Source organism: Methylobacterium goesingense, assembly GCF_022179225.1.
In the GTDB taxonomy this organism is placed as follows: Bacteria; Pseudomonadota; Alphaproteobacteria; order Rhizobiales; family Beijerinckiaceae; genus Methylobacterium; species Methylobacterium goesingense.
The window spans coordinates 1-12,564 of record NZ_BPQL01000027.1 but is presented as its reverse complement, the minus strand read 5'-3'; the positions used below and the strand labels follow the sequence as shown (position 1 = coordinate 12,564).

Genomic DNA, 12,564 nt, shown 5'->3' with positions numbered 1-12,564 from the left:
TTGCAGCGGTCGGGGTCGAAAACTGTGGCGGCGGAACCTGTCGAAAACCGTCCGGAGGGTCAAGCGCGCCGGCCGAGCGCGGGGGTCGCGGGCCCGGCCGGCATGATGGAGTCCGCCCGCCGCCGGGCCTTGGCCGCGCGGCGCCCGATATAGAGCAGCAGCCCGGTGATCAGGAAGAGCGGCATGAGGAGTGCGGCCACGAGGAAGATCGGCGGCCCCAGCACGCCGAAGATGCGGCCGCTGTGCACGTCGAGCATATTGCCGGCGATGCGCACGCCGAGCGGCCGCTCCCCGCCGACCTCACGCACGAGGATGCGCCCGGTGGCGGCCTCGATCCGGGTGTCGTCGCGCCAGCCGTTCCGGTTCTCGGAGCGGATGCGCACCGGCCCGCCGAAACCCGCCGGCAGCAGCAAGGTCGCGCGGGTGAACCGGCCGGCATCCGCCGCCCGGAAGGCCGCCCAGGCCGTGTCGAGGGACGGTGCGCCGGAGCTGCCCAGCCCCTCTTCCTTGCGGCCGGCCGGCCTGGTCCCGCGATCCGCCTCCGGCATCGCCTTCCGTGCCGGCGGCTTGATTTCTTGCCCTGCCGGCGGCTTGCCATCCGCCATCCGGGTGATGGTCTCGCCGCCCGTGAGGAAAGCGGTGACCGCCTCGCGATATCCGTCGTAGGACCACCACAGGCCGCTCAGCGCGATGACGATATAGACGGGCAGGACCCAGGTGCCGGCCACGGAATGCAGCGACCAGTAGGTCGGCCGGCCCCATTGGCGCAGATGGGGTTTCAGCCAGATGCGCAGGGACATCACCTTCGGCCAGCGCAGATAGAGCCCCGTGCAGAGAAGCACGAGGAGCGCGACGAGGCTCGCGCCGGTGAGGGTGCGACCCCAGCCCTTGCCGTCACCGGGCAGGAGCAGCCAGCGGTGCAGGCGCCGGATCGTGGCGAAGACCTCTTCCGTCCGTGCCGCGCCTCGCACGGTGCCGTCATGGGGGTCGAGGTAGAGCGAGGGCGGGCGTTGGCCGGTGGCGGAATCGCGGCCGAGGCGCACCATCGCGGCGGTCCCGGGCTCGGCGGCGATGGTGAGGCTCGCTACGGTGTCGGGCCGCTGGGCCAGGAAGCGGGCCAGCAGCGCATCCGGCGCGAGCCGGTCTTCCGAATGGGACGCGACCCGGATCAGGTCGGCGTCGAAGGCCTCGCCGATCGCATCCTCGTAGCTCAGGAGAGCGCCCGTGACGCCCGCCACGGCCAGGACCAGCCCGGCGCCGAGCCCGAGCAGCCAGTGCAGCTGGAACAGGACCGCGCGCAGGTACCTCACCACGCCACCCGCGCGGTCACGAGGGCCTGGAAGGGCTCGCCGACCGCCACCAGCAGGTTGCTGCCCCCCGAGGAGGGATAGTAGGTGCGGTCGAACAGATTCTTGAGGTTGAGCTGGAGCGTGGTGGCCAAGCCGTTCACCTGAGTGTTGTAGGCCAGGAACGCGTCGCACACGACGTATTCGGGCAGCTTGAAGCTGTTGGTGGCGTCCCCGGGCCGGGCGCCGACGTAGCGTGCGCCGAAGCCCGCCTCAAGGAAGCCCGCACCGAGCCGCGTCGAGCCGAACTCCGCCGCCTCCGCGATCGCGCCGAACTGGTGCGTGAGGAAGGCCGAGGCGGTGACGCGCGGGGTGTTCAGGAGTTGTTTGCCCGCCAGCGCCGGATCGTCGGTGACCTGGGCTTGTGTGAAGCCGTAGCTCGCGATCACCGCCCAATCGGGAAGGATCTGCCCGGCCACGTCGATCTCGAACCCGCGCGAGCGCACCTTGCCGGCGGTGCTCGCCACGGTGAGGCCGTTGACGACCTGCGTCACCAGCACGTTCGCCTTCTCGATGTCGAACATCGCGCCCGTCACGGTGAGCCCGGCGGCGACGTCCGCCTTCACGCCGACCTCGAAGGCCTCGCCCTCCTCCGGCGGCAGGGCACCCACGATGTTGGCCAGCGAGGTGTTGGGTTTGAAGGACTGCGAATAGCTGCCGTAGAGCGACAGGTTGGGGGCTAGCTTGTAGACCAGGCCGACGCGCGGCAGGACCCGCACTCCGTCGATGTCGGTATAGGCCACCGCCGGCGTCCCCTTGGCGCCGAACTGGTCGAAGATCTGGGTGCTGAGCCCGGCCACCAGGATCCACTGGTCGCTGAGGTGCAGCGAGTCCTGCAGGTAGAGGCTGGTGTTCGAGAGCCGCTCGCGCAGGTTGCTGTCGGGGGCTGAGATCACCGGCACCGTGGCGAGGGTGCCGTAGACCGGCCGGAACGGGTTGAAGCCCGCCCGGTTCGGACCCCGGATGATGTCGGGCCGGCCGTAATCGATGTTTTCGTAGGTCACGCCGGCCAGGAGGTCGTGGCGCAGGCCGAAGGTATCGAACCGGCCTGTCAGGTCGAGGCGGGCGACGTGGGCGTTGAAGTCGGCGTTTCGGGTGCCGTCGGCCCGGCGGGTGAGAAGGCCGGTGACCGCGTTGTAGCTGACCGGCCGGATCTGGTCCTCGTCGTAGCCGAGATGGGAGTAGGTGTAGCCGAAATGCAGCTTCCAGTCGTCGTCGAAGCGGTGGTCGACGTCGAGGCTGGCGAGATGGCTCGTGGCCTCGTGCTGGCTCGAGCGCTCGTCGAAGCGGCGATCGCGCGGCACCCGCAAGGGGCGCCCGGTGCGCGGATCGAAGATCGTGCCGCGATCGTAGGGCACGCGGTAATGACTGAACTCGTAGCCCACCGTCACGGTGGTGTCGTCGCCCTTCCAGGTGAGCGAGGGCGCCACGACCTGCCGGCTGAGATGGCCGAAGTTGCGCCAGTAATCGTAGCTTTGGATGTCCGCCACCATCCGGTAGGCGAGGTTGGTGCCCTCCACGGGGCCGGTGAGGTCGCCCTGCACGAGGCCGCCGCCGAAGCTCGTGCTCGTCAGGTTGAGCGAGCCGTGGGGCGTGAATTCGGGCCGCTTCGAGACGAGGTTGATCAGCCCGCCCGGGTCGGTGATGCCGTAGAGGAGCGAGGCCGGACCTTTCAGCACCTCGACGCGCTCGATGGCGTAGCTGAAGTTCTGCTGCAGCACGGTGCGGCGCCCGTCCCGCAGGATCGAGTCGTCGCGAAACGTGCCGAAGCCACGGCGCACCACCGCCTCCTGCGTGCCGCCGACGCTGTTGGTCTGGGCGATGCCGCTGACGTTGCGCAGGGCCTCGTCCAGCGAGATCACCCGCTGATCGCGCAGCACCTGGGCCGGCACCACGGCGATGTTGGCCGGCGTGTCGAGGATCGCGGTGTCGGCACCCGCCCCGAAGGTTGAGCGCCGGGGCTGGTAGCCGATGGTGGCGAGCCCGTTGCCGAGGCCCGCGACGCTGAGCTCCTCAAGGGTGACGGCGGAGGGCGCGTCCTGCGCCGAGGCCGCGCCGGCGGAGAGAAGCCAGAGCGCGCCCCCGGCCAGCCGGCGGCGCCGGAATGGATGGCGGGGTGTTGGGGCGGCGCACGACATGTCGGGTCTCGGGGGGAACGGAAGCTTCGCCTTAGTGCGCCGCACCCAGATTCACAACCTGCGATGCAAAGATTAGAAGCGCTCCAATCAAAGCAACGGCATAGCAAAGGACGCCAGTCTTGACGTATTCTAAAATACAGGCCGCCGACGGGATGTTCGGCACCGGCGAACCCGCCGATCTGCCGCGCGCGGCGCGGCCTTGACCCGGCGGCGTCGCGCTCACATCCCTGCCCGGCCATGACCAGCCCCAACGACCGCTCCCAGAAACACCACCTCTGGCGGCCCTACACGCAGATGAAGTCGGCGGCCCCGCCCCTGGAGGCCGTGCGCACCCATGGATCGCGCATCGTGCTCGCCGACGGGCGCGAACTGATCGACGGCATCGCCTCGTGGTGGACGGCGGCCCACGGCTACAACCATCCCCACATCCGCGCCGCCGTGGCCGCGCAGCTGGAGGCGATGCCGCACGTGATGTTCGGCGGGCTCACCCACGCCCCGGCGGAGCGCCTGGCCGCGCGTCTGGCGGCCCTGCTGCCCGGCGATCTCGACCACGTCTTCTTCACGGATTCCGGCTCGGTCGCCGTCGAGGTCGCCCTGAAGATGGCGGTGCAGATGTGGATCAACCGGGGCGTTTCCGGCCGCACCCGCATCCTGTCGTTCCGCGAGGGCTATCACGGCGACACCCTGGGGGCGATGTCGGTCTGCGACCCCGACGAGGGCATGCACCGGCGCTTCGGCGCCTACCTGCCGGCCCAGGTGTTTTGCGATCTGCCCCGGACGGCGGCGCAGGTCGCCGCCCTCGACGCAACCCTGGCGGCCGAGCGCGCGACCCTGGCGGCGGTGATCGTGGAGCCCCTGGTCCAGGGGGCCGGCGGCATGCGGATGCACCCGCCCGAGGTGCTGGCGACAGTGGCGCGGCTGGCCGAGCGCCACGGGCTGCCCCTCATCGCAGACGAGATCTTCACGGGGTTCGGGCGCACCGGCACCCTGTTCGCCTGCGAGCAGGCCGGCATCGTGCCGGACATCCTGTGCCTGTCGAAGGCGCTCACCGGGGGGACGATGGCGCTGGCCGCCACCGTCGCCACGGGGGCCGTCTTCGAGTGCTTCCTGTCCGACGATCCCGCCGCCGCCCTCATGCACGGGCCGACCTTCATGGCGAACCCGCTCGCCTGCGCGGCGGCCAATGCCAGCCTCGACCTGTTCGAGGGAGAGCCGCGTCTCCGCCAGGCCGCCACCATCGCGGCGGCCCTCGCCGACGGCCTCGAACCCCTGCGGGACCTGCCGCAGGTGGCCGACATCCGGGTCCTGGGGGCGATCGGCGCCGTGCAGTTCCGTGCGCCGCCCGACCTTGCCGACCTGAAGCGCCGCTTCCTCGCGCGGGGCACCTGGGTGCGGCCCTTCGGCGACATCGTCTACCTGACGCCGGCCCTCACCATCGGGGCGGACGACCTCGCGCACCTCCTCGAGGCAATGCGCGCCGTGGTGGCCGAGACCGCCCCCTGAGAGGGTGCCCGGAGACCTGCGCAGGCGGGCGGCACGCCTTGCAACCTGCGCTCCCTTCGCTCGTTGGGGTACGTGGCACCAGCCTTGCGCCCGCGACCGCGTCACGCGAGCCAAGCGCTCCGGACGCGTCGGTCAGGTCTTCCGGGGCTGTGCCTGCCGGCAAACAGGTTGGAGGGTGCATCGTGGTGGATGAGGCGACGAACGTGAACGACGATCGGCCGGTGATCCTCCTGGTCGAGGACGAGGCCCTGACGATCATGGATCTCGGCGACGTCCTCGAGAATGGCGGCTACGAGACTGTGCAATGCGCCTCCGCCGAGCGTGCGCTGGGCATCATCCAGGCCCGCCCCGACATCTGTGGGCTCATCACCGACGTCGAATTGTCCGGCAAGACCAACGGCTTCGAACTCGCCACGGCGGTCTCGGAAGCCCGGCCCAAACTGCCCATCGTCATCGTCTCGGGCCGCGCCGCTCCGGATCCCGAGCGCATGCCGGCGGGCGCCCGGTTCATCGCGCGGCCCTGCACCGGCGAAGACATCCTTTCGCAGCTGAAGGGCCTGCTGCCCTGCTGAAGACCTGACGTCCTCAGTCCGGCGCGCTCCCCTGGGCACGCCACCACGCGACCGTATCGTCGAGGCCGCGTACCAGATCGTAGCGCGGCCGGAATCCGACCACACCGGTGAGGATGTGTGTCCCGGCCTCGATGACGGCCGGCTCCGCCGGATTCAGGGGCCGGGCTCCGAAATCCAGGTGCTCGGCGCCCCCGATCCGGACGGCGAGCGCGTCGAGAAGTTCGCGCACCGGGATCGCCTCGCCCGAGCCGATATTCACGGGGCCGGTCACGTCGCTCGCGACAAGGGCGGCCAGAGCCTCGGCGGCATCGGCGACGTGCAGGAAGTCGCGGCGCTGGTGCCCTGCCGTCGTCGGGAACGGCGTGCGGGTCGACAGGGCCCGGATCGCATCCGGGACGAGGCGCCCGGGCCGCTCGCCGGGTCCGTAGAGGTAGAACAGGCGACCCCAGGCGAGCCCAAGTCCGTTCGTGGCGGCGTAGGCCTCTAGGATGCGCCGGGTCCCGTCCTTGGCAGCGCCGTAGAGCGTGGCGGGCCGGCAGGGCGTCGTCGCCTCGTCGAAGCGGGCCGCGCCCCATTCGTACTCGGCACAGGTGCCGGCGCCGACGAAGCGCCGCCCGCCCGCCGCCGCGAAGGCCTGGGCGAGGTCGAGGCTGGCCGCGACCCAGTCGAGGTTGCGCGCCGAGGTCCAGTAGCGGCCCGGCTCCGCGTCCCAAGCGAGGTGGAGGAGATGGCTCGGCCGGATTTTCGCGATCAGCGCGCGCCGCTCATCGGGCACCAGCAGGTCGGCCGCGTGCCAGTCCGCCCCGGGAGACGCGCTGCGCCCGACGCCGTGGACCTCGAAGCCGCGTGCCCGCAGGGCCGGCACGGCGTGGCGGCCGACGAAGCCGGCCGCACCCGTGACGAGGACGCGGCCGCTCACCGCACCCAGTCGGGATAGGCGAGGTCGCGCTCGGCGATCACCGTGACGGGCTCCGGCCAGACGACGGCGAGGCTCGGGTCGTTCCAGCGCAGGCCCCGAGCGCTGCCGGCCACGTAGGGGCGGTCGATCATGTAGAGCACTTCCGCGCCGTCGCTGAGGGCCTGGAAGCCGTGGCCGAAGCCGGCCGGGATGTAGAGGGCGTGGCGGTTCACGGCGTCGAGTTCGGTCCCGTAGGCCTGGAGATAGGTGGCGGAATCCGGCCGCAGGTCGACGATGACGTCGTGGATCGCGCCGGCCGTGCAGCGCACGAGCTTGGTCTCCGCATGAGGCTCGGCCGCGAAATGCAGGCCCCGCACGGTGCCGCGCCGGGCGTTGTAGGAAATGCTGGACTGGGCGAAGGCGCCGATCAGTCCGCGCGCGGCGAAGTCCTCGGCGCAGGCGGTGCGGGCGAAGAAGCCGCGCGCGTCGGCATGGGGTTCGGGGATGATGCGGTACGCGCCGGCGAGCGGCAGGGCCTCGAAGCGCATCGGCTCAGAACTCGGCCAGATGCGGGATCGCCGTGAAGAAGCGCCCGCCCCAGGCGCGGATCGCCGCCATCTCGCCCGCGATCTCGTCGCGCAGGTTCCAGGGCAGGATCAGAACGCAGTCCGGCCGCAGCGCGAGCAGGGCCTCCGGCGCCACCACCGGGATGCGGCTGCCGGGGAGCAGCATGCCCTGCTTGTGAGGCGAGCGGTCCGCCACCGCCCGAACCAGTTCGGGGCCGATGCCGCAATAGTTGAGGAAGGTGTTGCCCTTGGCGGCCGCCCCGTAGGCGCAGACCGTGCGGCCCGCCTCCCGCTCCGCGATGAGGAAGCGCAGCGCCGCGCACTTGATGTCGGCCACCGCCCGTCCGAAGCCCGCATAGCCGGCGGGCTCGAACAGGCGGGCCGCCCGCTCGGTCAACACCACGCGCTCGAGGGCCTCCGTCGGGGCGTGGCCGGCGTCCTCGCGGCAGGCGAAGACGCGCAGCGAGCCGCCATGGGTCGGCCATTCCTCGACGTCGAACACCCGCAGGCCGTGTTGGCGCAGGACATCGATCACCACCCCGAGGGAGAGGTACGAGAAGTGCTCGTGGTAGATCGTATCGAACTGGCGCTGCTCGATCATGCGCAGGAGATGCGGGAACTCGAAGGTCGCGACACCCTCGCGCTTCAGGAGGATGGCAAAGCCCGCCACGAAGTCATGCAGGTCGGGCACGTGGGCGAGCACGTTGTTGGCCGCCATCAGGTCGGCGGCGTGACCGGCCGCGTGAAGGCGCCTGGCGGTCTCGGCCCCGAAGAACGCGACCTCGGTCGGCACGCCCCGCGCGCGGGCCGCCACAGCGACGTTGGCGGCCGGCTCCACCCCGAGGGCCGGGATGCCCCGCGCCACGACGTATTGCAGCAGGTAGCCGTCGTTGCTCGCCACCTCCACGACCTTGCTCTCGGGCCCGAGGCCGAAGCGCGCCTGCATGGCCGCGACATAGGCCTCCGCATGGGCGAGCCAGCCTGCGGAGAAGCCCGAGAAATAGGCATAGTCCGAGAAGATCGCCTCGGGCGTCTCGAAGGCCTCGAGCTGCACCAGGAAGCAGGCATCGCAGACGAAGGCGTGGAGCGGGTGGAAGGTCTCGCCCCGGTTGGCGCGATCCGCCGGCACGTAGGCGTTGGCGAGCGGCGACAGCCCGAGATCGACCAGGCTCCGGCCGAGATGCGCGCCGCAGACGCGGCAGGGACGATGTGCACTCACGCCGGTCACGCTCCGAGGGCCTCGTAGGCGCCGATCTGCGCCAGGGTCAGGTCGCGGGCGCAAGCCCCGCCGGCCTGCGCCCGGTGCCAGGCCGCGGTCCAGGCCAGGGCCGCGTCGAGGCGCAGGCGCCGGTCCCAGCCGAGATGGGTGCGAGCCTTGGCCGAGTCGACCTTGAGGAAGGTCGCCTCGTGCGGGTGGATCGCCTGCGAGAGGTGCCACAGGGCGTCCGCCCCCCAGGCCTGGGCGAGTTCGTCGACGAGGTGGGCCACCGGGCGGCAATCCTCCTCGGCCGGGCCGAAGTTCCAGGCCTCGGCGTAGCGCGCGCCCCCTTCCCCCGACAGGCATTCGGCGAGGCGGAGGTAGCCGCTCAAGGGTTCGAGCACGTGCTGCCAGGGCCGGGTGGCGTGGGGGGCGCGGATCTCCACCGATTCGCCCCGCGCGAAGGCGCGGACGATGTCGGGCACGAGCCGGTCCTCCGACCAGTCGCCGCCGCCGATGACGTTGCCCGCCCGGGCGGTGGCCACTTGGCACCCCTGCTGGTCGAGGAACGAGGTCCGGTAAGCCGCCGCCACCAGTTCGGCACAGCCCTTGGAGCTGCTGTAGGGGTCGTGGCCGCCGAGCGCTTCGGTCTCGCGGTAGCCCCAGGGCCATTCGCGGTTCGCGTAGGCCTTGTCGCTCGTCACCACCACGACGGCCCGAACGGAGGGCGTCGCCCGCACCGCCTCCAGCACGTGGGCGGTGCCCATCACGTTGGTGGCGTAGGTCCCCAGCGGATCGCCGTAGGACGCGCGCACCAGGGCCTGGGCCGCCATGTGGATGACGATCTCGGGCGCCGTGGCCGTCAGACACGCGCGCACGGCCGCCGCGTCGCGGATGTCGGCGAGGTGCGAGTCGATGCCGTCCCCGATGCCGGCGACCGCGAACAGGCTCGGCGCGGTGTCGGGGGCCAGCGCCAGCCCGCTCACCCGCGCGCCCAGGCGCTCGAGCCACAGGCAGAGCCAGCCGCCCTTGAAGCCGGTATGGCCGGTGACGAGCACGCGCCGCCCGGCCCAGAAGGCGGGATCGGGATTCGGGTCGCGCGTGCGCGGCAGGGGGAAGGGCGAGGGCTGCACGCTGTGAAACGATCTCCGGAAACGATCTTTCGCTGGCGCGTCAGACTACCAGCACTTCCAGGGCGGCGCGTCCCCCGCCCACAGGGCTTCGAGGTGATTCTTGTCGCGCAACGTGTCCATGGCCTGCCAGAAGCCCGCATGGATGTAGGCCGCGAGCTGCCCGTCGGCGGCCAAGCCCTCCAGCGGTTCGGCCTCCCAGACCGTGGCGTCGCCCGCGATCCGGTCGAGCACCCGCGGCGAGAGCACGAAGAACCCGCCGTTGATGGTCGCCCCGTCCCCGGCGGGCTTCTCGCGGAAGCGCCGGACCGTGCCGCCCTCGAGTTCCAGCGCCCCGAAGCGGCCCGGCGGCGTCACCGCCGTGAGCGTCGCGAGCTTGCCGTGCGCCCGGTGGAAGGCGGCCAGCGCTGTGAGGTCGACGTCGGCGACACCGTCGCCGTAGGTCATGAAGAAATCGTCGTCGCCGAGGTACTCGCGCACCCGCTTCAGGCGCCCGCCCGTCATCGTGGTCTCGCCGGTCTCGATCAGCGAGACGCGCCAATCCTCGGCGGTGCTGCGGTGGAAATCGACGTGGCCGCGCCCGATGTCGACGGTCACGTCGGACAGGTGCAGCCGGTAGTTCAGGAAGAACTCCTTGATGACGTAGCCCTTGTAGCCGAGGCAGATCACGAACTCGCGCACCCCGTGGGCGGCGAAGATCTGCATGATGTGCCAGAGGATCGGCCGCCCGCCGATCTCCAGCATGGGCTTCGGGCGCGTCACCGTCTCCTCCGAGAGGCGCGTGCCGAGACCGCCCGCGAGGATGACTGCCTTCATGGGGTCCTGATGTTCTCGGCCTCGTCCCGCGGATGGGCGGGACACGCGTCACGGGTCCGGGCGGGACAGGATCGACCGGATCCTCGAGCGTCGGGCTCACGTCGCAAGGCTTAATCGAGGGGGTCGGCTTCGTCCAGGCAGTCGGCCTCTTGGAGGCAGGCGCACGCCCTGCCCGGCGCGCGGAACGGTTGACCCGCCCGCCCCCGCAACCTACCTCCCCGCTCGCGAGGCCACGTCCTCCCCCCGCACGCGCGGGGCAGAAGTCCGGGACGGCCCGGCCCTTTCAGGAGGGCTGCCATGGCCTGGATCTATCTCGTCGCCGCGGGCGTGCTCGAAGTCGTGTGGGCCTACGCGATGAAGCTGTCGGACGGCTTCACCCGGCCCTGGCCGTCCACGATCATGGCGGTGGCGATGGTGGGCAGCGTCGGGCTGCTGGCGCTCGCCATGCGCACCCTGCCGCTCGGCACTGCCTACACCATCTGGACGGGCATCGGCGCCGTCGGCGCCTTCCTCGTCGGCATCGCGGTGCTGGGGGAACAGGCGAGCGCGATGCGGCTCACCGCGGCGGCCCTGATCGTGTCCGGCCTCGTCCTGATGAAGCTGTCGAGCCCGCAGTGAGCGGGCCCGACCGGGGCCGGATCAGATCCCGACCCGCCCCTCCAGGGGGAACACCTTGGCGGGATTCATCAGCCAGCCGGGGTCGAACACGTTCTTCACCCGCATCTGCTGCTCGAGATCGGCCTGGGCGTATTGGAAGCGCATGAGTTCGCGCTTCTCGATGCCGACGCCGTGCTCGCCCGTGAGGCAGCCGCCGACCTCGACGCAGAGCTTGAGGATCTCGTCCCCAGCGGCTTCCGCCTTCTCCATCTCGCCGGGCTTGTTGATGTCGAACAGGATCAGCGGGTGCAGATTGCCGTCGCCGGCATGGAACACGTTGGCGACGCGCAGGCCCTTCTCGGCGCAGATCGCGCCGATGCGCTCCAGCACCCCGGGCAGCTGACCGGTCGGGATGGTGCCGTCCATGCAGATGTAGTCCGAGATCCGGCCAGTGGCGCCGAAGGCGGACTTGCGGCCCTTCCAGATCGCGGCGCTCTCGGCTTCCGATTTCGAGACCCGGATGCTGGTCGGGTTGAAGTCGCTGGCGATGGCCTCGATGCGGGCGAGCATCGCCGTGCATTCGGCGTCCGAGCCCTCGACCTCGATGATCAGCATGGCCTCGGCGTCGCGCGGGTAGCCGGCCTGGGCGAAATCCTCGGTGATGAGGATCGCCTCGCGGTCCATGTATTCGATCGCCACCGGGATGATGCCGGCGCCGATGATGGCGGCCGTGCAGGCGCCCGCATCCTCCACCGAGCCGAAGCCCACCAGCGCCGGGCGCGCGCCCTCCGCCGCCCGCAGGATGCGCACGGTGGCCTCGGTGACGATGCCGAGCTGCCCCTCCGAGCCGCAGACGAGACCGAGGAGGTCGTAGCCGGGCGCGTCGAGGTGCTCGCCGCCGATCTCCACCACGGTGCCGTCGTTCATCACCAGGGTGACGCCGAGCAGGTTGTTGGTGGTCACCCCGTACTTGAGGCAGTGCGCGCCGCCGGAATTCATCGCGATATTGCCCGCGATGGTGCAAGCGAGCTGGCTCGACGGATCGGGCGCGTAGAAGAAGCCCTCGTGGCTCACCGCGCCCGAGATGGCGAGGTTGGTGATGCCGGCCTCGACCCGCGCGGTGCGATTCTCGTAATCGACGGCGAGGATGCGGTTCATCTTGGCCACACCCAGGATCACCGCGTCCTCCTGCGCGATGGCGCCGCCGGCGAGCGAGGTGCCGGCGCCGCGCGGCACCACCCGCACGCCGTTGGCGTGGCAGAACGCCATCACGGCCGAGACCTCCGCCGTGGTCGAGGGCAGCACCACGGCCAAGGGCATCCTGCGGTAGGCCGTGAGGCCATCCGTCTCGAAGGCGCGGCGCTCGTCCTCGGTGATCACCAGGGCCTCGGGGGCGACCAGGGGGGCGAGGCCGGCAATGATCGCATCGCGGCGGGCGACGACACCGGCATCCGGCACGGGAAAGGCGATCGACATGGGCGCTCCTCGCAATCGATTCGCCTTCAGCCTGCGCTCAGGCGCGCCGGTCTAGACCTTGGCGCGGCGCAGGGGGCGATTGCCGCCGAGTGTAGGCCAAACCGGCGGCGACCGCATCCCGTGGACGCTCCGGATACCGGAGGGCGGACGAAACCTATGCCGTGAAGCTTCGTTTCGTCGCAGGACAGGAGCGCGGGTTCGGGCGTTTCCAGTCTCAATCTGTTCTAAAAGCGTAAGCTCTGCCATAACCAAAGGTGGCTTCGGCCGCTCATAAGGAGGAAAACAATTATGCGTCACCTAATCCTCGGCGCCGCGCTCGCGCTC

The 12,564-nt window shown here is 70.8% G+C and carries 11 protein-coding genes; 3 read left to right on the top strand and 8 right to left on the bottom strand.

Annotated features, from left to right (window positions below):
* Positions 1-59: 59 nt before the first annotated feature.
* Complete coding sequence (locus tag MFF30_RS06430; protein WP_238277957.1) at positions 60-1,310, bottom strand: PepSY-associated TM helix domain-containing protein; 1,251 nt, start codon at positions 1,308-1,310, stop codon at positions 60-62.
* The gene (locus tag MFF30_RS06425; protein WP_238277955.1) at positions 1,307-3,484 is read right to left on the bottom strand and encodes a TonB-dependent siderophore receptor; all 2,178 of its coding nucleotides are present in this window, start codon (positions 3,482-3,484) and stop codon (positions 1,307-1,309) included. The genes MFF30_RS06430 and MFF30_RS06425 overlap by 4 nt, the downstream gene beginning before the upstream one ends.
* A 237-nt stretch (positions 3,485-3,721) precedes the next feature.
* On the opposite strand from MFF30_RS06425, the gene MFF30_RS06420 reads away from it, so the two are divergent.
* Positions 3,722-4,987 (top strand): adenosylmethionine--8-amino-7-oxononanoate transaminase, encoded by a 1,266-nt coding sequence (locus MFF30_RS06420; protein WP_238277953.1) that lies wholly within the window; start codon positions 3,722-3,724, stop codon positions 4,985-4,987.
* A 203-nt stretch (positions 4,988-5,190) separates the two neighbouring features.
* Entirely contained in the window at positions 5,191-5,559 is a 369-nt protein-coding gene (locus tag MFF30_RS06415) for a response regulator (RefSeq protein WP_283205869.1), read from the top strand.
* A 13-nt stretch (positions 5,560-5,572) separates the two neighbouring features.
* On the opposite strand, the gene MFF30_RS06410 is transcribed toward MFF30_RS06415, so the two are convergent.
* The 5 genes from MFF30_RS06410 to rfbF are packed head-to-tail and all read right to left on the bottom strand — an operon-like array spanning position 5,573 to position 10,167.
* Positions 5,573-6,478 (bottom strand): NAD-dependent epimerase/dehydratase family protein, encoded by a 906-nt coding sequence (locus tag MFF30_RS06410; protein WP_306424564.1) that lies wholly within the window; start codon positions 6,476-6,478, stop codon positions 5,573-5,575.
* Positions 6,475-7,005: a dTDP-4-dehydrorhamnose 3,5-epimerase family protein gene (locus MFF30_RS06405; RefSeq protein WP_238277951.1), complete on the bottom strand. Its 531-nt coding sequence runs from the start codon at positions 7,003-7,005 to the stop codon at positions 6,475-6,477. The genes MFF30_RS06410 and MFF30_RS06405 overlap by 4 nt, the downstream gene beginning before the upstream one ends.
* A 4-nt stretch (positions 7,006-7,009) precedes the next feature.
* The gene (locus MFF30_RS06400; protein ID WP_238277949.1) at positions 7,010-8,242 is read right to left on the bottom strand and encodes a class I SAM-dependent methyltransferase; all 1,233 of its coding nucleotides are present in this window, start codon (positions 8,240-8,242) and stop codon (positions 7,010-7,012) included.
* Positions 8,243-8,247: 5 nt separating this feature from the next.
* Positions 8,248-9,354, bottom strand: a complete 1,107-nt coding sequence (gene rfbG, locus MFF30_RS06395) for a CDP-glucose 4,6-dehydratase (protein ID WP_238277947.1) — start codon at positions 9,352-9,354, stop codon at positions 8,248-8,250.
* Positions 9,355-9,399: 45 nt separating this feature from the next.
* On the bottom strand, positions 9,400-10,167 hold the full coding sequence (gene rfbF / locus MFF30_RS06390; RefSeq protein ID WP_238277945.1) for a glucose-1-phosphate cytidylyltransferase: 768 nt from the start codon (positions 10,165-10,167) through the stop codon (positions 9,400-9,402).
* A 297-nt stretch (positions 10,168-10,464) separates the two neighbouring features.
* Here rfbF and MFF30_RS06385 point away from each other — a divergent pair, with 297 nt between their 5' ends.
* Positions 10,465-10,785, top strand: a complete 321-nt coding sequence (locus tag MFF30_RS06385) for a DMT family transporter (protein WP_238277943.1) — start codon at positions 10,465-10,467, stop codon at positions 10,783-10,785.
* Between the two features lie 21 nt (positions 10,786-10,806).
* On the opposite strand, the gene MFF30_RS06380 is transcribed toward MFF30_RS06385, so the two are convergent.
* Positions 10,807-12,240 (bottom strand): FAD-linked oxidase C-terminal domain-containing protein, encoded by a 1,434-nt coding sequence (locus MFF30_RS06380; protein WP_238277940.1) that lies wholly within the window; start codon positions 12,238-12,240, stop codon positions 10,807-10,809.
* Positions 12,241-12,564: the final 324 nt, after the last annotated feature.

Bases quoted from the DNA above. Each gene is read 5' to 3' on its own strand.
- MFF30_RS06380 (WP_238277940.1), bottom strand. From the start codon at position 12,240: ATGTCGATCGCCTTTCCCGTGCCGGATGCCGGTGTCGTCGCCCGCCGC.
- MFF30_RS06405 (WP_238277951.1), bottom strand. From the start codon at position 7,005: ATGCGCTTCGAGGCCCTGCCGCTCGCCGGCGCGTACCGCATCATCCCC.
- MFF30_RS06425 (WP_238277955.1), bottom strand. From the start codon at position 3,484: ATGTCGTGCGCCGCCCCAACACCCCGCCATCCATTCCGGCGCCGCCGG.
- rfbF (WP_238277945.1), bottom strand. From the start codon at position 10,167: ATGAAGGCAGTCATCCTCGCGGGCGGTCTCGGCACGCGCCTCTCGGAG.
- MFF30_RS06385 (WP_238277943.1), top strand. From the start codon at position 10,465: ATGGCCTGGATCTATCTCGTCGCCGCGGGCGTGCTCGAAGTCGTGTGG.
- MFF30_RS06420 (WP_238277953.1), top strand. From the start codon at position 3,722: ATGACCAGCCCCAACGACCGCTCCCAGAAACACCACCTCTGGCGGCCC.